Source organism: Bradyrhizobium sp. ISRA442, assembly GCF_038085055.1.
GTDB lineage: Bacteria > Pseudomonadota > Alphaproteobacteria > Rhizobiales > Xanthobacteraceae > Bradyrhizobium.
The window spans coordinates 201,060-223,836 of sequence record NZ_JALGCN010000001.1 but is presented as its reverse complement, the minus strand read 5'-3'; the positions used below and the strand labels follow the sequence as shown (position 1 = coordinate 223,836).

At 65.1% G+C, this 22,777-nt stretch carries 20 protein-coding genes and 1 other RNA gene; 13 read left to right on the top strand and 8 right to left on the bottom strand.

Going from position 1 to position 22,777, the window contains the following annotated elements; translation table 11 throughout:
- Positions 1–19: 19 nt before the first annotated feature.
- Both MTR72_RS00990 and MTR72_RS00985 read left to right on the top strand, forming a co-directional pair.
- Positions 20–709 (top strand): class I SAM-dependent methyltransferase, encoded by a 690-nt coding sequence (locus tag MTR72_RS00990; RefSeq protein WP_280965863.1) that lies wholly within the window; start codon positions 20–22, stop codon positions 707–709.
- Positions 710–836: 127 nt separating this feature from the next.
- Positions 837–1,496, top strand: a complete 660-nt coding sequence (locus MTR72_RS00985; protein ID WP_341510010.1) for a hypothetical protein — start codon at positions 837–839, stop codon at positions 1,494–1,496.
- 311 nt (positions 1,497–1,807) lie between these two features.
- Here MTR72_RS00985 and MTR72_RS00980 read toward each other — a convergent pair whose 3' ends face one another.
- The gene (locus tag MTR72_RS00980) at positions 1,808–3,472 is read right to left on the bottom strand and encodes an aminotransferase class III-fold pyridoxal phosphate-dependent enzyme (protein WP_280965861.1); all 1,665 of its coding nucleotides are present in this window, start codon (positions 3,470–3,472) and stop codon (positions 1,808–1,810) included.
- 35 nt (positions 3,473–3,507) lie between these two features.
- Here MTR72_RS00980 and asd point away from each other — a divergent pair, with 35 nt between their 5' ends.
- Both asd and MTR72_RS00970 read left to right on the top strand, forming a co-directional pair.
- Positions 3,508–4,371, top strand: coding sequence for an archaetidylserine decarboxylase (asd, locus tag MTR72_RS00975; RefSeq protein ID WP_280965860.1), 864 nt, complete (start codon positions 3,508–3,510; stop codon positions 4,369–4,371).
- Between the two features lie 71 nt (positions 4,372–4,442).
- Complete coding sequence (locus tag MTR72_RS00970; protein WP_280965859.1) at positions 4,443–5,009, top strand: NUDIX hydrolase; 567 nt, start codon at positions 4,443–4,445, stop codon at positions 5,007–5,009.
- 175 nt (positions 5,010–5,184) lie between these two features.
- On the opposite strand, the gene MTR72_RS00965 is transcribed toward MTR72_RS00970, so the two are convergent.
- Entirely contained in the window at positions 5,185–6,603 is a 1,419-nt protein-coding gene (locus MTR72_RS00965; protein ID WP_280971076.1) for a FecR family protein, read from the bottom strand.
- 496 nt (positions 6,604–7,099) lie between these two features.
- Here MTR72_RS00965 and MTR72_RS00960 point away from each other — a divergent pair, with 496 nt between their 5' ends.
- Positions 7,100–8,308, top strand: coding sequence for an extensin-like domain-containing protein (locus MTR72_RS00960; RefSeq protein ID WP_341510009.1), 1,209 nt, complete (start codon positions 7,100–7,102; stop codon positions 8,306–8,308).
- 36 nt (positions 8,309–8,344) lie between these two features.
- Here MTR72_RS00960 and MTR72_RS00955 read toward each other — a convergent pair whose 3' ends face one another.
- Both MTR72_RS00955 and MTR72_RS00950 read right to left on the bottom strand, forming a co-directional pair.
- Positions 8,345–8,695: a DUF6665 family protein gene (locus MTR72_RS00955; protein ID WP_341510008.1), complete on the bottom strand. Its 351-nt coding sequence runs from the start codon at positions 8,693–8,695 to the stop codon at positions 8,345–8,347.
- Positions 8,696–8,774: 79 nt separating this feature from the next.
- Entirely contained in the window at positions 8,775–9,410 is a 636-nt protein-coding gene (locus MTR72_RS00950) for a TetR/AcrR family transcriptional regulator (RefSeq protein WP_341510007.1), read from the bottom strand.
- A gap of 196 nt (positions 9,411–9,606) precedes the next feature.
- Here MTR72_RS00950 and MTR72_RS00945 point away from each other — a divergent pair, with 196 nt between their 5' ends.
- From MTR72_RS00945 to MTR72_RS00935, 3 genes are all read left to right on the top strand, one after another.
- Positions 9,607–10,944, top strand: coding sequence for an HlyD family secretion protein (locus tag MTR72_RS00945; protein WP_341510006.1), 1,338 nt, complete (start codon positions 9,607–9,609; stop codon positions 10,942–10,944).
- Positions 10,945–10,969: 25 nt separating this feature from the next.
- A complete protein-coding gene (locus tag MTR72_RS00940) occupies positions 10,970–12,556 on the top strand; it encodes a DHA2 family efflux MFS transporter permease subunit (protein WP_341510005.1) in 1,587 nt (528 codons plus the stop codon).
- 426 nt (positions 12,557–12,982) lie between these two features.
- Complete coding sequence (locus MTR72_RS00935; protein WP_341510004.1) at positions 12,983–14,785, top strand: ABC transporter ATP-binding protein; 1,803 nt, start codon at positions 12,983–12,985, stop codon at positions 14,783–14,785.
- Positions 14,786–14,862: 77 nt separating this feature from the next.
- Here the strand turns inward: MTR72_RS00935 and MTR72_RS00930 are convergent, their stop codons facing one another.
- A complete protein-coding gene (locus MTR72_RS00930; RefSeq protein WP_280965852.1) occupies positions 14,863–15,606 on the bottom strand; it encodes a sulfite exporter TauE/SafE family protein in 744 nt (247 codons plus the stop codon).
- Positions 15,607–15,837: 231 nt separating this feature from the next.
- On the opposite strand from MTR72_RS00930, the gene MTR72_RS00925 reads away from it, so the two are divergent.
- Positions 15,838–16,101, top strand: a complete 264-nt coding sequence (locus MTR72_RS00925; RefSeq protein WP_280965851.1) for a hypothetical protein — start codon at positions 15,838–15,840, stop codon at positions 16,099–16,101.
- 5 nt (positions 16,102–16,106) lie between these two features.
- Here the strand turns inward: MTR72_RS00925 and MTR72_RS00920 are convergent, their stop codons facing one another.
- The gene (locus MTR72_RS00920) at positions 16,107–17,483 is read right to left on the bottom strand and encodes an aminotransferase-like domain-containing protein (RefSeq protein WP_341510003.1); all 1,377 of its coding nucleotides are present in this window, start codon (positions 17,481–17,483) and stop codon (positions 16,107–16,109) included.
- Between the two features lie 80 nt (positions 17,484–17,563).
- Between MTR72_RS00920 and MTR72_RS00915 the strand changes: the two genes are divergently transcribed.
- Entirely contained in the window at positions 17,564–17,995 is a 432-nt protein-coding gene (locus MTR72_RS00915; protein WP_445819536.1) for a DUF983 domain-containing protein, read from the top strand.
- Positions 17,996–18,193: 198 nt separating this feature from the next.
- Here the strand turns inward: MTR72_RS00915 and rnpB are convergent.
- Positions 18,194–18,620, bottom strand: an RNA gene (gene rnpB, locus MTR72_RS00910) — RNase P RNA component class A.
- Positions 18,621–18,769: 149 nt separating this feature from the next.
- Here rnpB and MTR72_RS00905 point away from each other — a divergent pair.
- Entirely contained in the window at positions 18,770–19,123 is a 354-nt protein-coding gene (locus MTR72_RS00905; protein WP_280965848.1) for a YciI family protein, read from the top strand.
- A 23-nt stretch (positions 19,124–19,146) separates the two neighbouring features.
- Positions 19,147–20,379 carry an RNA polymerase sigma factor gene (locus MTR72_RS00900; protein ID WP_341510001.1) on the top strand — a complete coding sequence of 411 codons (1,233 nt, stop codon included), beginning with the start codon at positions 19,147–19,149 and terminating at the stop codon, positions 20,377–20,379.
- 111 nt (positions 20,380–20,490) lie between these two features.
- Here the strand turns inward: MTR72_RS00900 and MTR72_RS00895 are convergent, their stop codons facing one another.
- Positions 20,491–21,273 carry an N-acetylmuramoyl-L-alanine amidase gene (locus MTR72_RS00895; protein WP_445819535.1) on the bottom strand — a complete coding sequence of 261 codons (783 nt, stop codon included), beginning with the start codon at positions 21,271–21,273 and terminating at the stop codon, positions 20,491–20,493.
- A gap of 512 nt (positions 21,274–21,785) precedes the next feature.
- Here MTR72_RS00895 and rsmH point away from each other — a divergent pair.
- Entirely contained in the window at positions 21,786–22,775 is a 990-nt protein-coding gene (rsmH, locus tag MTR72_RS00890) for a 16S rRNA (cytosine(1402)-N(4))-methyltransferase RsmH (RefSeq protein ID WP_341509999.1), read from the top strand.
- Positions 22,776–22,777 lie beyond the last annotated feature (2 nt).

Sequence of the window (22,777 nt, the reverse complement as noted above, 5' to 3'; positions counted from 1 at the left end):
CACAGCGAGAACCACATCGATGGCTAAGATCATGAACCTTGACGGCACCCACCAGCTTGACCTCGACCGCGGTACGGTCGAGCAGGCCTATGACCGCTGGGCGCCCGTCTACGACCTCGTGTTCGGCGGCGTGTTCGCCAAGGGGCGCCAGGCCGCGATCGCAGCGACCAACAAGATCGGCGGCCGCGTGCTCGAAGTCGGCGTCGGCACCGGCATCTCGCTGCCGATGTACGCGAGCAACGTTCGCATCTTCGGCACCGACATTTCGGAAGCGATGCTGGACAAAGCGCGCCAGCGCGTGAAGGAACAGAGGCTGAAGAACGTTGAGGGCCTCGCGGTGATGGACGCCGAGAAGCTCGAATTCCCCGACAACTCCTTCGACGTCGTGATGGCGCAATATGTCGTCACCGCCGTGCCGAACCCGGAGAAGGCGCTCGATGAATTCGCCCGCGTGCTGCGTCCCGGCGGCGAGCTGATCATCCTGACCCGCGTCAGCGCGGATGCCGGCATGCGCCGCTTCATCGAGCAGAAGCTGCAGCCAGTGGTGCGTCCGCTCGGCTTCCGCACCGCCGAGTTCGCCTGGTCGCGCTATGCGAAATGGCTCGCCGGCGCCCATGGCATCGAGCTCGCCGAGCGCCGCCTGATCCCGCCGCTCGGCCATTTCTCGCTGGTGCGCTTCCGCAAGGTCGAGGTCGCCAAGGCGGCTTGAGCTCTGGCTCACGCCTTCGCGTGCGTCATCGCGCCGCTGCGTGTCGTCACATGACAAAATGATGTTGTCACACGGCCTACATCGAATCTCTGTAAATCCCGAGCCCGAAAGCATTTTGGGGGAGACCATGATCAAGAATTACCTCGAGCATCTGCGCATCCAGCGCTGGGACGACCATCGCTACTACCACCACAGCCGCATCAATCAGAGCCTGCACTTCGTCAGCGCGCTGAGCTTCCTGTTCGCCTATGTCTGGATCTTCATCGATCCCGTGATCTCAGCGCTGGTCGGCTGGCTGGTCTCGATGACCTCGCGCCAGGCCGGTCACTTCTTCTTCGAGCCGCATAGCTACGACCACATCAACCAGGCGACGCATGAGCACAAGGAAGAGATCAAGGTCGGCTACAACCTGCAGCGCAAGGTGGTGCTGATGTCGATCTGGGCGCTGTCGCCGCTGGTGCTGTTCGTCGATCCGACGCTGTTCGGCCTGTTCAAGCCCTGGGCGGGCGCGACCGACTTCATGCGTCAGGTTGCAAAGATCTGGCTCGCAGTCGGCATCGGCGGTCTTCTGTTCCGCACCGTGCATCTGTTCTTCATCCGCGACGTCGAGACCGGCCTCGTCTGGATGACCAAGATCCTGACTGACCCGTTCCACGACCTGATGCTCTATCACAAGGCCCCGCTCGCCTTGATGCGCGGCGAGCTGATGGATCCCGGCCTGCACCTCAACCCCGAGCACACGCTGGGCCTCATCGGCGAGCCCACGCTCGAAGAGCAGCACGCCTGAGCACGCTGCTCGCACCAAACACTCCGATGTCGATAGGTTGCGTCATGCCCGGGCTCGTCCCGGGCATCCACGTCTTGGCACTCCCGCAGGACACTTCGGAGGTGACACAACCGAGCCGCATGCTCGCTTCACCTCTCCCCGCTTGCGGGGAGAGGTCGAATTTGCGCGTAGCGCAAATTCGGGTGAGGGGGAGTCTCCGCGAGTCCAGCTCTCATCGTGATTGCGGAAGCAGGCCCTCACCCCAACCCTCTCCCCGCGAGGAGCGGGGAGAGGGGGAGGAACGAGCGGTGCTTGCGGTGACGGAAATGACTTCAGCGCCCGAAGCGCTTGGCCAGCATCTCCTTCAGGATCTGCCGCTTGATGCGCTTGTTGGTGAGGCTCGGGTCGTGCCACCAGAAGCCGTCCGCCTTCATCTTCTCTGCCGCGCGGACGAAGCGCTCGGCAACCTCAGTGAAATCGGCGTCAGTGTAATTGAGGCTGAAGATCAGCCGGCCGGTGCCGACCCAGCTCAGCGACAGGCCTTCGGCGCGCAGATAGTATTGCAGCATCCAGTTGTAGCGGGACGGTGTGGTGTATTTCACCGTCCAGATCGAGGACAGGTTGGCGACGCGTACCGGCAGGCTGGCGCCCTCCAGCATCTGGTTGAGCTTTTGCGCGCGGCCGTTCCAGGTCTCCTCCAGCCCGTCATAGACGACGCGGAAGTTCGGACTCGCCAGCCGGCTCAGGAACTCGTCCATCGCCGTCATGACGTAGGGATGCGAGTTGAAGGTGCCGCGCGCGAAGCAGATGTCGGCGGGGCGGTCGTCGCGGAAGCGGCGCATCAGCTCCTTCTTGCCGCAGACCACGCCGACCGGCAGGCCGCCGGCGAGGCTCTTGCCGTAGGTCACCATGTCGGCGCGCACGCCGAAATAGTCCTGGGCACCACCGGCCGCGAGGCGGAAGCCGACGAACACTTCGTCGAAGATCAGCACGATGCCGCGCTCGGTGCAGACCTCGCGCAGCCTCATGAGCCACTTGGTGTATGCTTGGCGGTCGAAGTTGCCGCCGCGGGAAGAATCGACCAGCGCGGAATCGCCGGGAGCGTTGGCATTCGGATGCAGCCCCTGCAGCGGATTGACCAGCACGCAGGCGATGTCGCGCCGCGTGCGCAGCACGTGCAGCGTCTTCTCCGACATCTCGGCGAGCGTGTAGGTCTCGTGCGCGGTAACCGGGTTGCCGACGCCGGGCTGCACGTCGCCCCACCAGCCGTGATAGGCCCCCGCAAAGCGGACGAGGTGTGTGCGCTTGGTGTGGTAACGCGCCAGCCGCACGGCCTGCATCACAGCTTCCGTGCCGGACATGTGGAAGGAGACTTCGTCGAGGCCGGAGATCTGGCAGAGCCGTGCCACGTTCTCCAGGATGACGGGATGGTAGGGGCCGAGCACTGGTCCGAGCGCATGCGCCCGTTTTTCGGCTCCCTCGATGCACTCCTTATAGAAGTCGTTGCCGAAAATGTTGACGCCGTAGGAGCCGGTGAGGTCGTAGGAGACGTTGCCGTCGACATCCTTGACGGTGACACCGCTCGACGACTCCATGAAGGTCGAGGTGCCCAGGTGCTCGCGCACGAGGCGCGAGAACTGGAACGGCACGCGGTAGCTCTCGGTGAAGTTCAGGTCGGAGATCTTCTCCGCCGCTTCCTTTGTCATCGCGCGGCCCTTGGGGTAGCGCTCGGCGTAGAGGGCAGCGAGGCGGAAGAAGCCGTCCTTGCGTTGGCTTGCGATGTTCGCCGGCGCTCCGTCGCAGGCGAAGTAGTCGTTGCTATCGAACTCGTAGAACGGGATCAGCCGCGCCACCCGGCGCGACATCTTGGAGTGCCCGGAGAGCGAGCGGTGCTTGGCGCGGGACAGCTCGATCCGCGCCTTGATCTTCGGGAAGGCGGCGGCAGCGGACGCTGCGGCGGCCACGGACAAAGAGAGAATCGGGAGTGTCGTTTCCATGACAACAAGCGCTAACCTTACGAGCTGACAGATTCATGACAGTCAAAGCCCTCATCGCCTCTTTCACCCAGCAGGAAGACATCAATTTCCTGCTGACCAACCGCATCCCCCGCGCGGCTCTGACCCGCTTCATGGGCTGGTTCTCCAAGATCGAGAACCCGCTGGTTCGGGACGGCTCGATCGCGCTGTGGAAGCTGTTCTCCGACCTCGATCTGTCGGAGGCGCGAAAAGACCATTTCAAGAGCCTGCACGACTGCTTCACCCGCGAGCTGAAGCCGGGCCTGCGGCCGTTCGATCCCGATCCCGCGGTCGTCGCAAGCCCGTCGGACGGCATCGTCGGCGCCCACGGCCGGATTGCCGATACCGAGTTGTTCCAGGTCAAGGGCGCGCCCTATTCGCTGCTCGACCTCGTCGGCGACTCCGCACTGGTCGACCAGCACCGCAACGGCTCCTTCGTCACGCTGCGGCTGACTTCGAGCATGTATCACCGCTTCCACGCGCCCTATGACGCGCATATCGAACGCGTCACGCTCATCCACGGCGACGTCTGGAACGTCAACCCGATCGCGTTGAAGCGGGTCGAGCGCCTGTTCTGCAAGAATGAGCGCGTGGTAATCCGCACGCATCTCGCAACCGGCGAGGCCGTGACACTGGTGCCGGTCGCGGCCATCTTGGTCGCGAGCATCCGCTTGCATTTCCTCGACATGGTGCTGAACGCGCAGACGCCGGGACCAGTCAATTTCTCCTGCAACGTCAGCGTGACGAAGGGCGAGGAGCTCGGCTGGTTCGAGCACGGCTCGACCATCATCATCCTCGCGCCCGGCGATTTTACATTCTGCGACGGCATCGCCGAGGGCACGCGCATCCGCGCAGGTCAAGCGCTGCTCAGGCGAAGGTAGCCTTCAATCCGCCGTGTCGGCCGCCTATATCGTCCGCGGGGACGATTCGACGACACGACAGGTAACGAGTGATGGCGCGGGCGCCGGTGCTGGCGGCGGGTGGTATTGTGCTGCGGCGTGGCGTGACGCCGCTGGTTGCAGTCGTGCGGCAGCGCAAGCGCAATGAATGGGTCCTGCCCAAGGGCAAGCTCGATGATGGCGAGACGCCGAAAAAGGCCGCGCACCGCGAGGTACTGGAGGAGACCGGCCACGACGTCGCCATCCATGAATTCCTGGGCACGCTCGTCTACCAGTCGGGCGGACGCTCCAAGGTCGTGCATTTCTGGCGGATGGAGGCCGAGGGCGGTCCCGTCCGCAAGCTGACGAACGACATCAAGGCGGTCGACTGGCTGCCGCTCGAGAATGCGATCGCGCGCCTGTCGCGCGAATATGAGCGCGCCTTCCTGACTGAGATCGGCCCGATCGCGCTCGCCGCCGCCGGCCTCGCGACGGCCGATACAGAGGCCACGCCGCCGCTTGCTGCCGGCGATGTCGATGCCGCCATGCAGACGCTGACGGCCGCGGAAGCGGCATCCGTCGAGGAGCTGCGTCATGGCCTGTTGCAAAGGGTGAGAGCCTGGCTGCGCGGCGAGGCGTAAGCTCTTTTTACCGCGCCTGTTTGCAGGTGAGGAAAGCATCCGCAAGTTGGAGGGCTCGGGTAGCGCCAGCTCCTTCCAAGTCGTCATTGCGAGCGCAGCGAAGCAATCCAGAGTCCCCCCACGGAAGGATTCTGGATTGCTTCGCTGCGCTCGCAATGACGGAGGGGGAGCATGTTCACCTCCGCTCCTTCTTCTCCTTCGGCGCAGGCGCCGGCTTGCGCGGAGCGCCGGGCAGGCGCTGCTGGAGGTCCTGGCGCTGCACGCCGCCTGGTTGCTGAGCCGCGGGCGGTGGCTGCAATCCGCTGCGCGGCGTTTGCGGCTGCGGCGCCCTGCCGGGTTGCGGCGGAGTGGCGCCGCCGGGCTGCGAGGGGGGCTGTCGGTTGCGGGGCGGCTGGGCCTGCGGCGCGCCGCGCGGCTGCGTGCCTTGGCCGGCGCGTGGCACGCCTGCCGGTTGTCCCGCACCCTGCTGCTGGCCCTGCTGACCTTGGCCCGTGCGCGGCGTACCTGGCTGCACGGCGCCGCCTTGTCCTTGACGCTGTTGCGACGGCTGCGTGCCTTGCCGTTGCGGCTGCTGCGGGCCTTGACGGTTCGGCGTGCCCGGCTGCTGCTGACCCGGACGGTTCTGACCCGGCAGGCCGTTCGGACGCTGCGGCTGTTGTCCCGGCGCCGCCGGACGCTGTTGCTGGAGCGGCCGCGGGATGCGCGGGCTCGCGGTCGGATTGGCGCGGCGGAAATCGCGCTGCTCGGTGACGATCTGCCGGCCCGTGGTCTGCGCCAGATGCACCTGGGTCACAAAGGCGCGGTCGCGTGCGACCTGCTGCGGCGCGATCGTGATCGGTACCGCGGCAAAGCGCACGCCGCCGGGGCCGCCCGCGCCTGGCCGGATCGCAAACCCGCTCGATCCTTGCGTCAGCACGCCGAGCCGCGTGCCGCTGGTGCGGTCGTTGACATCGATATGTCCGACCCGGCCGTCAGCGTCCGGATAGAGCTTGATGTTGACGTTGTTCGCAGTCGCTCCCGTCGTGCTCGCGGTCGCCGGCACGTCGACGACGCCGGTGGTGCCGCGAATGCCGAGCGTCGCCGTCGGCGTCGTGATCTTCATGTCGCCGGTCTTGGCCACCGCCGCCGCGACGAACGCGACCGTGCCCTTGCCGATGTCGAAGATCGCGGCGTTCTGTTTGCCGCCATCCTCATAGACGTAATTGTCGATGGTGATCTTGGCGCTGGCGGAGAGATTGAACGTGGTGGAATCGTTGAAGGTGATGCCGAGCGAGGAGTTCGATGCCGTCTGCACGATGTCGTTGAGATAGATGTCGTCGCGCACCTTCAGCGGATAGGAGTTCTTGTCGCGGATCACGGTGGCGATCCCGGTCACGGTCGCGACGTTGCCGATCGGCTCCTCGGCAGGCTGCGCATCAGCCGCAGGTGTCGGCGAAGCGGCCGGGCTCGGGGAGGGCTCGGGTGCCGGCTGCGCCTGTGGCTGGGTTTGAGCCTGCGCAACCTCGATTGTATCGGATGCGAACGCGACACTCGCGCCGGCCAGCGGCGACGCCAGCAGCGCAAGCGCGAACACGAAGCGGCGCCAAGCCACCAAAAATGCCACTGATGAAGTCCCGGTGAGAACGCGAGGCGAGATCGACCGATTTCAGCCGGGGCCGGCTGAATGGCCGATGAACGTCTGTCGCACGGGATTATCGAACGTTCAAACCCACTCTCACTCCTCATGGTGAGGAACGCGCTCTTGCCCGCCTCTCGAACCATGCAGGCCCCGCTCTCCATGCGGGGGTCTTCTCGGGCAAGTCCGTGATGCGGTCGGTTGAAGGCCTCTAGATCATGCCGAGCACGATGGCGGCGACAAAGGCCATGGCAAGGTACGCAGTGACAACGCTCAGTCTTCCGACGAACGTCATGACGTTGCTCCCTGGGATGCTCCCGCTGATCGCGCCGATTTGCGCGCAACCAATATAGTCGCTTCTTGAAAAAGTAAGCCGTGCTGCCGCTGATCCAGCGTGCGCCCGCCCTGCATGGTTAAAGAAGGCTGAAATCAATGCGTTGAAGAGTCTTTAAGTAAATTCACCGAACGTGCATGCATGACGCGCGGAGTTCGTTTGTATCTCGTCGGCTCCATCGTCCTTGTTTCGCTCGCGGGTTGCGGACGCGGCTTCTTCCAGGCCGAACGCGAACCGTGGCGGGCCGAGGCGGAAGCCGCGTGCCTGAAGTCGGGCGCGGTGAAGGAGAGCGCGGACATCGTCCGCGTCGAGCCGATCTCCGGCCCCGGTGTCTGCGGTGCCGAATTTCCGCTGAAGGTCGCCGCGATCGGCGAAGCCTCGAGCAGCTATGGCTTTGCCGACGAAGTATTGCGCCCGCCCGCGAGCATCGGCAACCAGCCACGCTGGCCGGTGACGCAGCCACAGTCGAGCTATCCGCCAAGCCAGCCTTATCCGACGTCGTCCGGCTCTCCGCAGCGGTCGAGCTATCCCGAGAGCACCGCGCGCCAGCCGTCGGGCTATGGCGCATCGTCCGGCCCGGTCTCGCTGAGCGCGCCCGGCGTGGCGCCGCAGGAGGACGAGATCGACCTGCCGCCCGACGGCACCGATGCTGCGGGTGCTGCGCGCTACATGAACACGCCGAGCTATCCGGCGCGGCCGGCGGCACCTTATTCGCAGGCGCCCGCGCAACAGCCGCCGCCGCGTCTCGGTCCTGTGCAGGGCAATCCCGTCACCGCCGTCGGGCCGGTCGCAGTGAAGCCGACCGCAACGCTCGCCTGCCCGATCGTCTCCGAGCTCGACCGCTGGCTGTCCGATACCGTGCAGCCGTCGGCGACGCGCTGGTTCGGCCAACGCGTGGTCGAGATCAAGCAGATCTCCGCCTATTCCTGCCGCGGCATGAACGGCAATCCGCATGCCCATATTTCCGAGCACGCCTTCGGCAACGCGCTCGACATCGCCGCCTTCGTGCTCGCCGACGGCCGTCGCGTCTCGGTGAAGGACGGCTGGCGCGGACTGCCGGAAGAGCAGGGCTTTTTGCGCGACGTGCAATCAGGGGCGTGCGCGCACTTCACCACCGTGCTCGCGCCGGGCTCCAACGTCTATCACTATGATCACATCCACGTCGACCTGATGCGGCGCGCCAGCGGCCGCCTGATCTGCCAGCCGGCCGCGGTCTCCGGCGACGAGGTCGCCGCCCGCGCGCAGCGGCGCAATCCCTATGCGAACACGCGCGATCCCTACGTGACGGGCTCGCTCGGCCGCATGAGCAAGCACAAGGTCAACGAGGAAGACGAGTTCGCCGATGAGTAGGGCGGGTGTGCGCGTGCGATCGTTGGATTGGGCAAGTCACTTTGCAGGTCGCGTCGAGGCAACTGGGGCCAGCCCCATGCAGTGCTGCACTTCGCCCGGCACGTTGTAGTCGCGCATGACGGGACGGCTGTCGCGCATGCCGCATGCCTCCCGCTGCACCACGAACATCCAAAGCGCGTGACCGGCCTCCATTACCAGGGCGCGCCGTGCTTGCCGCGTCGATGCCGGCGCATCCGAGGGCGGATGGCTGGCATCGAATTCGCGCAGCTTCGCGAGCGCTTGTTCCAGCGCTCGCCCCATCCGCCCGAACGCAGAGGCCTGCTCCTGGACGATCTCATAATTGAGAACGTCGACCGGCGTGCGGTGAGGGTGAAGATCGCGGGACATGGCTTATGTATAGCGTCGCGGGGTACGCTAGCAATGATGTGGTTAGAGATACGCCCTGCGCTACGGCCGTGGCTCTCTCTCACTTCACTCCATACGCCGCCAGAAACATCCGCGTGGCGCTGTCGATCACCTCAGCCATGCGTTCCTCCGAGGGCGCGGGCGCGGCCTGGAAGATGAAGGGCAGGAACAGCGAGGCCTTGCACACTTCCATGAATTGCGAGGCGGCGAGGTCGCAATCGTCGATCCTGAGATCGCCGGAGGCGACATGGGCCCTGAGATATTCGGCGAGCCGGTTGATGGTCTTGTCTAGCACGCGTGCGTAGTAGCGGCGGCCGACATCGGGCATGCGCTCGGCGATCGCCATCACGGTGCGGATCGCCGATCCGCCGCCGGGCCGGCAGAGCAGGTGGATGTAGGCCGAGCCGAACTCCTTCAGCGTGGTCTCGGCATCGCGCGCGGGATCGAAATTGAACACGACCTGGCCGTGCTGCAGCGCCTCCTCTTCGAGGATTGCCTCGAACAACGCGCATTTGTCCGCGAAATAGACGTAGAGTGTGCCCTTGGAGACGGCGGCCGCCCGCGCAATCTCGCCCATGCTGGCGCCGTCAAAACCGAGATTCATGAATACCTTGCGGGCGCCATCCAGGATCTGGCGCCGCTTGGAGCTGTCCTCTTCGGAGACAAGACGCAGATGTTCGCGATCGGCTGCAACCATTGGTTTAGGGTCTCGAAAGGTTTATCTCGGGGTCGTGGACGATGGCGGCCCAAGGAAAGGATTCGTCGCTACAGTCCTTAGGTGCGGAACAACTATATTGACCGAACGGTTCGGTCAATGATATTTAGGATGGGCGAGAGGGGCGGGCCACCCGACGGCGCGTGCCGACTCGCGCTTTTTCATTGGGGAGGCCTTTATGGCCGCATCGAGAGATCAGGCTGCCCGTGTCCTTCGTCAGGAACCGGCAGACCGACCGTTGGACCAAGCGCCGGACCATGCGCCGGAGCCGGGAGACGGGGAGGTCGCGACGGAGCTGGCCGAGCAGTTGCGCTCTCATGTGGCCGAGGAAGGCAAGCGCCACACCGTCGAGGTGCCGGAGACCCCCGTGACCGACAAGCCGGCGCCGACCGCACCCGCGCCGCAGGCCGCAGGCGGTGCGCCCAAATCCGGCAAGCGCAAATTCGTCCTGATGAGCGCCGGCGTGCTGCTGGCGCTCGCGGCGGCGAGCTATGCCGGTTACTACACGCTGGTCGGTCGTTTCTATGTCTCCACCGACGACGCCTATGTCCGCGCCAACAACACCATGCTGGGCGCGCGCGTTGCCGGCCACATCGCCTCGATCCTCGCCCGTGACAATACGCCGGTGCATGCCGGCGACATCGTCATCCGCATCGACGATGGCGACTACAAGATCGCGGTCGATGCTGCCGCGACCAAGATCGCGACCCAGCAGGCCACCATCGACCGTATTGGCCGGCAGGTCGCCGCGCTCGACAGCCAGGTCGTGCAGGCCAAGGCGCAGCTCGTCTCAGCCGAAGCCGGCCTCAAGCGCGCCGATCTCGATTATGAGCGCCAGCAGGCGTTGAGCAGCAAGGGCTTTGCCTCCCGCGCCACGTTCGAGACCTCGGAAGCCGGACGCGACCAGGGCGCCGCCGCGGTCAAGGCCGCGCAGGCCGCCTATGACGTCGCGATCAGCAATGTCGACGTCGCCAAGGCGCAGCAGGCCGAAGCGCAGGCACAGCTCGCCGAGCTCAAGACCACGCTCGCCAAGGCCGAGCGTGACCTCGGCTTCACCGCGGTGCGTGCGCCGGTGGACGGCATCTTCTCCAACCGCCTCGTCAACACCGGCGACTTCGTCGCGGTCGGCCAGCGTCTCGGCAACATCGTGCCGCTCGACGAGGTCTACATCGACGCCAATTTCAAGGAGACGCAGCTCAAGCGCATCCGCCCCGGCCAGCCCGTGACGATCAAGGTCGACGCCTACGGCATGCGCAAGTTCAGCGGCGTCGTCGACAGCATCGCGGCGGGCGCTGGCTCGGTGTTCACGCTGCTGCCGCCGGACAACGCCACCGGCAACTTCACCAAGATCGTGCAGCGCGTGCCGGTCCGCATTCGCGTGCCGAGGTCGGTTGCCAGGCAGAACCTGCTCCGCGCCGGCATGTCGGTCTACGCGACCGTCGATACCAACAAGGGCGCGGCCGACGCCGACAGCGAAGTCGATCTCGACGATCCCACCATGATCCATCCGCAGTAGCGCGTCAGCGCCGCAGGTCTCGACCATGGCCAACGCCACCACTGCTTCACCTGCCATGATGGTGGACCCCGCTTCGGAGCGCATTGCGCCGAAGCGGCTGTTCGCCTTCATCACCATGGTGTTCGGGCTATTCATGTCGATCCTGGACATCCAGATCGTGTCGGCCTCCCTCAGCGAAATCCAGGCGGGCCTGTCGGCGAGCTCGAGCGAGGTCTCCTGGGTCCAGACCGCCTATCTGATCGCCGAAGTGATCGCGATCCCGCTGTCGGGATTCTTGTCGCGCGCTTTCGGCACGCGGCTGTTGTTTGCGAGCTCGGCTGCCGGCTTCACCGTCTCGAGCCTGCTCTGCGGCTTCGCCACCACGAGCGAGGAGATGATCCTCTGGCGCGCGCTTCAGGGCTTTCTCGGCGCTGGCATGGTCCCGACCGTATTCGCCTCGGCCTACACTGTATTCCCCCGTTCCAAATTCCACATCGTCGGCCCCATCATCGGCCTCGTCGCGACGCTGGCGCCGACCATAGGGCCGACGGTCGGCGGCATCATCACCGACGCGATGTCGTGGAATTGGCTGTTCTTCATCAACGTCGTGCCCGGCATCGGCATCACCATCGGCGTGCTCGCGCTGGTCGATTTCGACGAGCCGCATTTCGAGCTGCTCGACCGCTTCGACTGGTGGGGACTGATCTTCATGGCCGGCTTCCTCGGCACTCTGGAATATGTGCTGGAGGAAGGTCCGCAATATGAATGGATGCAGGACACTTCGGTCGCGATCTGCGCCTGGATCTGCGCCATCTCGGCGATTGCCTTCTTCTGGCGGGTCTTCACGGCGGCCGAGCCGATCGTCAACCTGCGCACCTTCACCAACCGGAATTTCGCCGTCGGCTGCACCCTGCAATTCTGCATCGGCATCGGCCTCTACGGCCTGACCTACGTCTATCCGCGCTATCTCGCCGAGGTGCGCGGCTACAGCGCGCTGATGATCGGTGAGACCATGTTCGTGTCCGGCATCACCATGTTCCTGGTCGCCCCGCTGGTCGGCCGGCTCATGGCGTCGCTCGATATGCGCTACATGATCGCGTTCGGCCTGATCGTGTTCGCGATCGGCTCCTACCAGATGACCTGGATCACGCGCGAGTTCGACTTCTACGAGCTCCTGATACCGCAGATCCTGCGCGGCATCGGCATGATGTTCGCGATGGTGCCGACCAACAACATCGCGCTCGGCACGCTACGGCCGGACCTGGTGAAGAACGCCTCCGGCCTGTTCAATCTGATGCGCAATCTCGGCGGCGCGGTGGGGCTCGCCGTTATCAACACCGTTCTCAACAACCGCACCGACCTGCACATCACGCGCCTGCAGGAGCGCGTGACCTGGGGCAACGCTACCGCGACCGAAACCCTGAACATGTTCATGCAGAAGTTTCAGGGGCTTGGGGATTCCACGCTGATGGCGATGAAGCAGCTCTCGCAGCTCGTGCACCGCCAGGCCGTGGTGATGAGCTTTGGCGATGCCTTCTTCATCCTGACGCTGTTCTATCTTGGCCTCAGCGTCCTGGTCACGCTGCTGAACAAGCCGGCCTCGCCGTTCGGCAGCGGCGGCGACGCGCATTAGCCACATAGAAGGTGTCATCGCCCGACTCGATCGGGCGATCCAGTACGCCGCGGCAGATCGAGGGACGTCAGGCGACGCGCATTAAATTTGCAACACTCGTGCGTGATCGCGCGCGGGCCGTGTTGCAAATCGAAAGCGACACATCTATAAAGCGCACCTCATTGACCCGAACCGGGGAGGGATTTGCATGATTTCGTCGCATTCGCAGATCACGCGCCCGCGCTCGATGATGTTCTGGCTCGGTAGGTACTCGGCCTTTTAGAGGTCATTTCCGCCAGCTTCGATTGGGCCAAGGTTTCGACCAAGAGCCCCGATCGCTCCGCTTCCCAACTTTAAGTCAGGTTTACGCGACGTCGTTTCGGCCTTCGTGGCCGGCATGCGTCCATCGATGGAGCCGGCCCGCGGCACAAGCGGCCGGATGATGCCATGACCGCTCTGTCAAGAAAGCCCGCGGCCATCCGCGTGGTGCTGCCCTTTGTGTTCCGGCACTGGCTGAAGCAGCCGGGACGAAGCCTCGTCGTGGCCGGCGGACTGTTAGGCGCGACGATCGCCGACCTGTTCATGCCGGTGTTCTCGGGGCATCTGGTCGATGCGTTGACGCGCGGCCCTTCCGATCCTGACGCGCGCCATGCGGCACTGGTCGCGTTCGGCGCGATCGTGGCACTCGGCGCGGCATCGATGGTGCTGCGCTTGACCGGGCTGCAGGCGATCGTGCCGTTCACGCTCAAGATCATGTCCGATGTTGCGCAGGACGCCTTCATGCGCGTGCAGCGCTTCTCGACCGATTGGCACGCCAACTCCTTTGCCGGCTCCACGGTGCGCAAGATCACCCGCGGCATGTGGGCGCTCGACCTGTTGAATGACACCATCCTGATGGCGCTGGCGCCCTCGCTGTTGGTGCTGATCGGATCGATGATCCTGCTCGGTGTGCATTGGGCCTCGCTTGGCCTCGTGATCGCGCTCGGCGCGGTGATCTATGTTGCGATGACGGTGTGGTTTTCGACGCGCTACATCGCTCCGGCCGCTCGCGTCTCCAACGCCTGGGACACCAAGGTCGGCGGCACGCTGGCGGACGCACTGACATGCAATGCGGTGGTGAAGTCCTTCGGTGCCGAGGCGCGCGAGGACGCGCGGCTCGCCCGCGTCATCAACCGCTGGCGCGTGCGCGTGCGGCGGACCTGGCTGCGCTACAATTACACCGCCCTGTCGCAGCTCTCGCTGCTGCTGTGCCTCCGCGGATCGGTGATCGGCGGCTCGGTGCTGCTGTGGATGGCGGGGCGCGCTTCGCCCGGCGACGTCACCTATGTGCTGACGAGCTACTATGTCATTCACGCGTACTTGCGTGACGTCGGCATGCACATCAACAACCTCCAGCGCTCGGTCAACGACATGGAGGAGCTGGTTGCCATCCACGACGAGACGATCGGCATCGCGGATGCCGCGGATGCGCGGCCGATCGCGATCGAGGGCGGCGAGATCGTGTTCGACGACGTCACGTTCCATTATGGCGGCCATCGCGCGCCGCTCTATGACGGCCTGTCAGTGACGATCCGCGCCGGCGAACGGATCGGCCTCGTCGGCCGCTCCGGTTCCGGCAAGACGACCTTCGTCAAGCTGGTGCAGCGGCTCTACGACGTCACCGGTGGGCGCGTGCTGATCGACGGCCAGGACATCGCGCTCGCCACGCAGCAATCGCTGCGCAGCCAGATCGCGATCGTGCAGCAGGACCCGATCCTGTTTCATCGCTCGCTCGCCGAGAACATCGCCTATGGCCGGCCCGGTGCCAGCATGGAGGCGATCGAGCAGGCGGCCCGGCTGGCGAACGCGCACGACTTCATCCTGCGCCTGCCGAAGGGCTACGGCACGCTGGTCGGCGAGCGCGGCGTGAAGCTGTCGGGCGGCGAGCGGCAGCGCGTGGCGCTGGCGCGCGCCTTCCTGGCCGATGCGCCGGTGCTGATCCTGGACGAGGCGACCTCGAGCCTTGATTCGGAATCGGAGGCGCTGATCCAAGAGGCGATGGAGCGGCTGATGAAGGGACGGACCTCGATCGTGATCGCGCACCGGCTGTCGACCGTGCGCGGCCTTGATCGCATCCTGGTGTTCGACCGCGGCGAGATCGTCGAGCAGGGCACTCACGCGCTGCTCGCGGCCAAGCCGGGCGGCATCTATCGCGGGCTGTTCGAGCGCCAGGCGACCGAGTTCGGCCGCATGATCTCGGCGGCGGAGTAGGCAGCACTTGCCGCTCTGCTACTTGCCGAAACAACAATCCGAAGCGCGATGACGATTCATTCTGATCTCATCGCGCTTTAGTGCGCGCCAAGACTGTTCCAGACGAGGCCGACGCCCGACAGGAACAATAGGCCGAGCACGACATCGCCAAAATGCTTGTCGCTCAGTGCGTGATAGACGCGGGCGCCGGCCCATGCTCCGACGAGCGTGCCGGGAAAGGCAATCAGCGCGAGCCAGACCACCTTGAGCGCGACGAGGCCTGACGCCGTCTGCACCGCCAGCGCGGTTGCAAGCACGGTGAAATTGAAGAGCTGGAAGATGCCGCGCCGCTCGTGCTTGTTCCAGCCGCGCAGATTGGCCCACAGGATCGGCAGCGGCCCCGACAGACCGGCAAGGCCGCCCAGGATGCCGCCTGCAAAGCCAATCGCGCCGTCGGCGGCGCGGCCGCCGAACTTGAAGGCGAGCGGCCGCTTGTTCAAGTACAGCGCGCTCGGAAAGATCAGCAGCAGGATGCCGACGCTCAGCTTGAACACCTTCGGATCGGCGGAGGCGACCATCATCGTTCCCAGCGGCACGCCGGCGAGGCCGCCGATCAGGAACGGCCAGACCAGCGAGAGATCGAAACTCTTCCACATCGACGGCAGCGTCGAGGTCTGCGCGATCACCGAGCAGATCAGGACCAGCGGCACCGCGAGCGAGGGCGGCAGCACGTACAGCCAGATACCGAGCGCCATCAGCGCCGTGCCGAATCCAGCCAGTCCCGAGACGAAGCCGCCGGCCAGCGCGCCGAACAGCAGCAGCGCATAGGTGAGCGTTTCCAACAGACTTTCCTTGTTGCAATGGACGATCCCGAACTGTTGATCGCCATCCCTCGCATAGCACGGGTGCGGCTGGAGAGGTCAATTCCATATCGCACGCAAGCGTGATCCCGGCGGCCGGGCTTTCGCGACTGACGCACCTACATGATGGCCGTACTTCAATTCGGCGGACCCGCCCGACGCCATGGTGCGCTCCGATTGGCCAAGTCCCGAATGAGATGATGGAGAACGACCATGACTCGCACGAAGATTGCCGTTGCGGCCGCGCTGTTATCTGCGGCGGCGCTGATGCCGACTTTGGCAGAGGCTCAGCTCTCGGAGCCCGCGGCCTATCAGGCCGCCCATCCGGATCGCGACGTGCTCAATGGCGGGCAGCTCACGCCCGCAGGCAGAGCGGCGCGCGGCCTGACCGGCATACCGGCCGATGCCTACGCATCGCAGCTCTATCCGCCGGCCGGCGCTCCGGTCGTCTATCCCCGCCACCGCCGTCATCGTTAGCGTTGCTAAACGATTTGCCTGGTTTCGGCGGGCTTGTGCAGCGCGCCGATCAGGATGCGTAGTGCTTCGGTCAATTCCGATCGGTTGCGCGCGGCCCCGAGCGAGACGCGCGCCGCGTGCGGCGGCGTTCCATCCACCACGAAAGCGTCGCTGGCGATGACGGCGAGTCCGTTGCGCAGCAGATGCGCGGTGACTTCGAGCCGGTCGCGGCCCTCAGGCAATCGAAGCCACAGATGGTGCGCGGCGGGCTTGGCCAGGAACTGAAAGCCTTTCAGTGTGCGTTGCGCGAGCTGCTGACGGCCGATCGCCTCGTTGCGGATGGCGGTGATGATGCGGTCGGCGATGCCGCTCTCGAGCCAGTGCGTCACCAGCGCGACCATCAACGGCGCCGGCATCTGCACCGTGGCCTGCAAATGGCTGCGCATTTGCTGCTGCGCGCCGCTGTCGGGTGTCACCAGATAGGCCACGCGCAGCGCCGGTGCGATGCATTTCGACAAGGTGGTCGCCAGATATGTCCGCTCCGGAATGAGGTTCGCGATCGGTGATGCCGATCGGTCGAGCAGCCCATAGGCATCGTCCTCGATCAGCACGGTGCCGGCATCGCGAATGATCTTTGCGATCGCATCGCGCCGCTCTTTGGTGAGCGTAGCGGTGGTCGGATTGTGCAACGTCGGAATGAGGTAGACGGCCTTCGGCTTGTGCGCGCGACAGGCTTTTGCAAGAGCATCAGGAAGAATACCGCCTTCATCCATCGCCACGCCGACCAGCTTGACGCCAAGCTGGGCTGCGGCTGCCTTGATGCCGGGGAAACTGAGCGCCTCCGTCAGCACCACCTCGCCGGGCCGCGCGAGATGGGCGAGCAGATTGAACAGAATCGTCTGCGCGCCCGGAAAGATCACGAGCCGGTCGGCATGCGCATGCGCAACGCGCGCGCGCATCCATGTCGCCGCGACCTCACGCTCATGCGCACTGCCGCCGGGCGGCTGGTAGTTCAGGAATGCGGTCAGCCCCGATTGCTCGCAGATCGCCTCCAGGCCGGCGATGATGCGCTCGTCGAGCTGCGCTTCCAGCGGATGCGGCGGCACGTTCATCGACAGGTCGATCGCAACCGGATGCGGCAGATCGACCGCGCGGCGCGCGCTGGTCTCCGACACGAACGAACCCTGTCCGACCCGGGCCTCCAGAATCCCGCGGCGCCGCGCCTCGGTATAGGCGCGCGTGACCGTGGTGAGATCGATGTCGAGCGCCTTGGCGAGCGCGCGCTGCGTCGGCAGTTGCTGGCCACGCACCAGCCTGCCCGCGGCAATGTCGGCCTCCATGGCATCGACGATGCGCTGGTACCGCGGCCCGCTCAGCTCTGCGATTGTAGGGATCCAATCCATGCAAATTCGCCCATATATCCTTTGAATGTATGGATGCAGGATATTATTGTATGGATCGTCAGATCAAAAGAGGTGCGGTCATGGCGACGGGTTCAGTCTCACTGGCGAAGGCGATGTGGCGGGGCTTTCTCGGCAAGTGTCCGAACTGCGGCGAAGGGCACGTGTTCGGCCGCTTCCTGAAGGTGGCGGATAGCTGCGAGCATTGCGGCGAGGAACTGTTTCACCACCGCGCCGACGATTTTCCCGCATATCTTGTGATCGTCGTGGTCGGCCATCTCGTGGTGCCGGCGATCCTCGCGGTCGAGACCGCCTATGCGCCGCCGGTCTGGCTGCAGCTCGCGGTGTGGCTGCCGGTGACGCTGTTTGCCTCGCTCGCGCTGCTGCAGCCGACCAAGGGCGCGATCGTCGGCCTGCAATGGCAGATCGGCATGCACGGCTTCGAGGCCGCCAAGCGCCGGCGCGACGCCGGTGAGCTTGCGCCGGTGCTGGTGAAGGCGGCGCGCACTAACTGACGTCGTCATTCCACATTGCGCAAGTGCGCAATGGGGCGCGACGAAGTCGCGAGCCATGATGAGCAATTGCGCATCATAGAATCCATTTCCCCACCAACTCTGCGGCCCGATGGATTCCGGGCTCTCGCTTGGCGAGCCCCGGAATGACGGTGCCAAATGGTGAGGGGTCCGATGCAGTCAGCATCGAACCCCTCGTTGCACATCAGCCGGCCTGTAAGCCGGGTTCTGTAGGGCACCGCCCGCTTGCGCAGGCGATACGTGACGGCCATTCCTCTGGGACAATGTTTGCACATTGCCTCGAGCAACCTACCCGGACGGCGGACCTGACATCGCCCCGCGGCGTTATCGCTTTCGCGAACAGCCCGCTTAAGCCGTCCCTATTCGGTTTTGCTCCCGGTGGGGTTTGCCATGCCGGCTCCGTTGCCGGAACCGCGGTGCGCTCTTACCGCACCTTTTCACCCTTGCCCCGCGAAGCCCGAAGGCAAGCGAGGCGGTTCATTCTCTGTGGCACTTTCCCTGGGGTTGCCCCCGCCGGACGCTATCCGGCACCGCATGTCAAGGGAGCCCGGACTTTCCTCCCCGGCGGCCTTTCGACACTTGCCGGAGCGGCCGTCCGGCCGACTGACCGCTTACGCATGGGCATTTATGACGGTTTCGTCAAGGCGATATCGCGCCGCACGCGGCGGCGAAAATAATTTATCCTGAAGATGTCGTTTGGTGTGCGCCCCGTTCGACTGGATGTCGGCGATCCAGCCGAGCAACAGGAGTTAAGCGATGCAGTACCTGCTGATGATCTACCAGAACGAGGTCGAGTACGCCAAGAATGATGCCGCCACCAGCCAGAGGCTGCTCGGCGAATATCAGACCTTCACCCAGTCCATCATCCAGAGCGGCAATTTCAAGGCCGGCGACCGGCTGCAGCCGACCACGACCGCGACGACGGTGCGCGTGCGCGAAGGCAAGACGCTCACGACGGATGGTCCGTTCGCCGAGACCCGCGAGCAACTCGCCGGCTACTATCTGGTCGAGGCCAAGGATCTCAATGCGGCAATCGAGATCGCGGCGCGGATCCCCAGCGCGCGCATAGGCTCGATCGAGGTGCGGCCGATCTGGGTGTATGAGAAGTGACGGCGGCGTGGTGATCGCATGACATGATCCCTTCCGAGATCGAAAAAATCTTCCGTGACGAGGCGGGGCGGGCGTTGGCCACGCTCATCCGCCTCGTCGGCGATTTCGATCTCGCCGAGGACGCACTTCAGGATGCTTTTGCGGTCGCACTGGAGCGCTGGTCGGCATGCGCGGTGCCTGACAATCCGCGCGCCTGGCTCGTCAATGTCGGACGCAACAAGGCCATCGACCGCATCCGCCGCAATGCCGCCTTCCGCGGCAAGCAGCAGGCGCTGATGCATGAGCTCGAACTCAATGCGCAAACTCCCGACGAGCCGCCGACGATGCTCGATGACGACATGCTGCGGCTGATCTTTACTTGCTGCCATCCGGCGTTCGCGATCGAGGTCCAGGTCGCATTGACGCTGCGCACCGTCTGCGGCCTCTCCACCGCGCAGGTCGCGCGTGCCTTCCTCATTAGTGAAGAGGCGATGGCGCAGCGTCTCGTCCGTGCCAAGCAGAAGATCCGTCTCGCCGGCATTCCCTACGAGGTGCCGGAGCGTGAGACGCTGGAGCCGCGCCTCGGCGGCGTGCTCGCCGTCATCTATCTCGTCTTTACCGAAGGCTACGTGGCAACGTCTGGCACAGACCTGATGCGGCCCGATCTCGCGGTCGAGGCGATCAGGCTCGGCCGGTTGCTCGATCGACTGGTGCCGGATCGTAGCGAGATCAAGGGCCTCTTGTCCCTGATGCTGCTCCATGACGCGCGGCGCGAGGGGCGAGAAACCGCATCCGGCGACATCGTGCTGCTCGAAGAGCAGGACCGCACGCTGTGGGATCGCGACCAGATCGCGGAAGGCCTGCAGCTCGTGGATGAGGCACTGCGCGTGCCGGGCCGGCCGCAAGCCTATGCGGTGCAGGCCGCGATTGCCGCGCTGCATGCCCGCGCGCCGAGCTATGAGGATACCGACTGGCCGCAGATCGCCGGCCTCTACGAGGTGCTGCTGCGCATCAGTCCCTCGCCGGTGATCGAGCTCAACCATGCGGCCGTGATCTCGATGGTCGACGGCCCCGCGCGTGCGCTCGATCTCGTCAACGCGATCGCGGCGCGCGGCGGGCTTGACGGCTACGAACTGCTGCCGGCAGTGCGGGCGGATTTGTTGCGACGGCTCGGCCGGAAGGAAGAAGCGCGTGAGGCGTATGTTGCTGCGACGGAGGCGACGCAGCTCGAACCGTTGCGGCGGCTCTATGCGCGAAGGATCAAAGAACTGCAGTAGTCGCCACACACTCAGTCATTGCGAGGAGCGAAGCGACGAAGCAATCCAGAGTCTTTCCGCCGAGGGATTCTGGATTGCTCCGCTGCGCTCGCAATGACGGGACCTGCGCCGTCACTTCGACGCGACCGTCGTCCCCTCCGCTGGCAAGCTGGCGAGCAGCGCTTGCAATGTCGATAGCGTCGAGTGATCCGCCACGCCATCGAGCCGCGCCGGGCGGAAGTGGCGCTGGAAGGCGGTGACGACTTCCATCGTTGCGGCGTCGTATTTGCCGGTGAGGGGGATGCCATAGCCGTATTTTGCGAGCGCCTGTTGCAGGCTCAGCACTTCGTCGCTGATGGTGCCGAGCATCAGGCTCTCGCCGCGCACGACCGGGGCCGGCGTGACCCAGTGACCGACGCCGGAATTGGCCAGCGAATGCCACGGGAACTTTTCGCCCGGATCCTTCTTCCGCGCCGGTGCCACGTCGGAGTGGCCGAGCACGCGGTGCGCCGGCACTTTGCGGCGGAGCATGATGCCGCGGCACAGCGCGATCACCGCTGCGATCTGCCGTAGCGGAAACTCGGGATAACCCCAATCGTGTCCGCGGTTGACGATCTCGATCCCGATCGAGCACGAGTTGATGTCGTCCTCGCCAGCCCAGGATGAGACGCCGGCGTGCCAGGCGCGTTTGGCCTCGGGCACGCATTGTACGATGCGGCCATCCTCCAGCACGACGTAATGAGCAGAGACCTCAGTGCCTGCCGTGCACAGCCGCGCCAGCGCGCCCTCGACGTCGGGCATGCCGGTGTAGTGCAGCAGGATCATATCCGGCTGCCGCCCCTTGTTGCGCTCGCCATAGTTGGGCGAGGGGATGATGTCCGAGACGATCGAGGAATCCGGGTCGAACGTCCTCATGCCCGCCGCGGCCTTGGGAGCCGGGAGAACACGCTGACGCTTCGAATCAGATCCAGATGACGCGGACGAACCGGACGGCATATACAACTCAGGTCGGACAGGAACGAGGGCCAAGCCCTTCTCTTTACTATTCCTTTACCCCATCGCCGCACGCAATCGGGCGGCGCAGTTAACGGACGGATTTTGCGCCTTGTGTGTGGATGAAGCATCACCAGAAGGTAACCTTTTCGACTTGTAACGGGCCGATCAACGCTTTCTTAACGCTAAGGGCCGTTACTGAGTGGTGAAGAGCCGACCCGCGTCCGGAGGCGGCCAAAGCGTTTTTGGCTCGAAATCCCATGGCTGCCCGACAATTTCCGCTGGGAACACAGGGTTTGCGGCCCTGGACGACCGGGGCTGGCAAGCGTGCTGCACGAGGGTTTGGTCGTGGAACCGCCGCGACGGGGAATAATTCGAGACGTCATGGGCTTGCGTGCCTCCGATGTCGTATGGACGCCCGGCAGGTGTGGCGCATGACGTCGGCCGACCATATTCCCGTGCTTGGCCGTGAGGCACTCAACTACCTCGCGCCCCGCGCGGCCGGGATTTATGTCGACGCCACTTTTGGCGGCGGCGGCTACAGCCGCGCCATCCTCGATGTGCCGGGAACCCGCCTCATCGCCATCGACCGCGATCGCACGGCCATTGCTGGCGGTTCCGAGCTGGTCGCGCATGCCGCTGGCCGGCTGACGCTGGTCGAGGACCGATTCTCGAATCTCGCCGAGGTCTGTGCCGCGCAAGGCGTCGATGCCGTCGATGGCGTCGTGATGGATGTCGGCGTGTCCTCGATGCAGCTCGACCAGGCCGGCCGCGGCTTCTCCTTCCGCCTCGAGGGTCCGCTCGACATGCGGATGGGGCAGGCGGGACCGACCGCCGCCGATGTCGTCGCGCGTGCCTCGGAAGGCGATCTCGCCGACATCATCTATCTCTTCGGCGAGGAGCGGCATTCGCGCAAAGTCGCACGCGCCATCGTCGCGGCACGGCAGGAGGCGCCGATCGCCACGACACGCGCGCTGGCTGACATCGTTGCGCGGGTCGTGCGCTCGAAGCCCGGCGATATCCATCCGGCAACGCGAACCTTCCAGGCCTTACGCATCTTCGTCAATGAAGAGCTCGACGAGCTCAAGACCGCGCTGGCTGCGGCCGAGCGCGTGCTGCGTCCCGGCGGACGGCTGGTGGTCGTCTCGTTCCATTCGCTGGAAGACCGCATCGTCAAGACTTTCCTCGTCGAGCGCGCCAAGACCGGCGGTGGCTCGCGGCATCTGCCCGAAGTGGCACAAGTGCCGCCGAGCTTCCAGCTCCTAACGCGGCGGCCGGTCGTCGCCGGCGAGGAGGAGGTCGCGCACAATCCACGCGCGCGATCCGCCAAGCTGCGCGCCGCCGAGCGCACGGCTGCGCCTGCGCATGAGGACGCCGAGCCGTCGTCCTGGCCAAGCCTCGCCGACGTGATGAGGGGTGGCTAGCG

Excerpts from the sequence above, each read along its gene's own strand:
- MTR72_RS00895 (WP_445819535.1), bottom strand. The coding sequence starts at position 21,273 with ATGAGGACGTTCGACCCGGATTCCTCGATCGTCTCGGACATCATCCCC.
- MTR72_RS00985 (WP_341510010.1), top strand. The coding sequence starts at position 837 with ATGATCAAGAATTACCTCGAGCATCTGCGCATCCAGCGCTGGGACGAC.
- MTR72_RS00955 (WP_341510008.1), bottom strand. The coding sequence starts at position 8,695 with ATGTCCCGCGATCTTCACCCTCACCGCACGCCGGTCGACGTTCTCAAT.
- MTR72_RS00950 (WP_341510007.1), bottom strand. The coding sequence starts at position 9,410 with ATGGTTGCAGCCGATCGCGAACATCTGCGTCTTGTCTCCGAAGAGGAC.
- MTR72_RS00990 (WP_280965863.1), top strand. The coding sequence starts at position 20 with ATGGCTAAGATCATGAACCTTGACGGCACCCACCAGCTTGACCTCGAC.
- MTR72_RS00905 (WP_280965848.1), top strand. The coding sequence starts at position 18,770 with ATGCAGTACCTGCTGATGATCTACCAGAACGAGGTCGAGTACGCCAAG.
- asd (WP_280965860.1), top strand. The coding sequence starts at position 3,508 with ATGACAGTCAAAGCCCTCATCGCCTCTTTCACCCAGCAGGAAGACATC.
- MTR72_RS00925 (WP_280965851.1), top strand. The coding sequence starts at position 15,838 with ATGACTCGCACGAAGATTGCCGTTGCGGCCGCGCTGTTATCTGCGGCG.
- MTR72_RS00960 (WP_341510009.1), top strand. The coding sequence starts at position 7,100 with ATGACGCGCGGAGTTCGTTTGTATCTCGTCGGCTCCATCGTCCTTGTT.
- MTR72_RS00945 (WP_341510006.1), top strand. The coding sequence starts at position 9,607 with ATGGCCGCATCGAGAGATCAGGCTGCCCGTGTCCTTCGTCAGGAACCG.
- MTR72_RS00940 (WP_341510005.1), top strand. The coding sequence starts at position 10,970 with ATGGCCAACGCCACCACTGCTTCACCTGCCATGATGGTGGACCCCGCT.
- MTR72_RS00970 (WP_280965859.1), top strand. The coding sequence starts at position 4,443 with ATGGCGCGGGCGCCGGTGCTGGCGGCGGGTGGTATTGTGCTGCGGCGT.
- MTR72_RS00980 (WP_280965861.1), bottom strand. The coding sequence starts at position 3,472 with ATGGAAACGACACTCCCGATTCTCTCTTTGTCCGTGGCCGCCGCAGCG.
- MTR72_RS00900 (WP_341510001.1), top strand. The coding sequence starts at position 19,147 with ATGATCCCTTCCGAGATCGAAAAAATCTTCCGTGACGAGGCGGGGCGG.
- MTR72_RS00920 (WP_341510003.1), bottom strand. The coding sequence starts at position 17,483 with ATGGATTGGATCCCTACAATCGCAGAGCTGAGCGGGCCGCGGTACCAG.
- MTR72_RS00915 (WP_445819536.1), top strand. The coding sequence starts at position 17,564 with ATGGCGACGGGTTCAGTCTCACTGGCGAAGGCGATGTGGCGGGGCTTT.
- MTR72_RS00935 (WP_341510004.1), top strand. The coding sequence starts at position 12,983 with ATGACCGCTCTGTCAAGAAAGCCCGCGGCCATCCGCGTGGTGCTGCCC.
- rsmH (WP_341509999.1), top strand. The coding sequence starts at position 21,786 with ATGACGTCGGCCGACCATATTCCCGTGCTTGGCCGTGAGGCACTCAAC.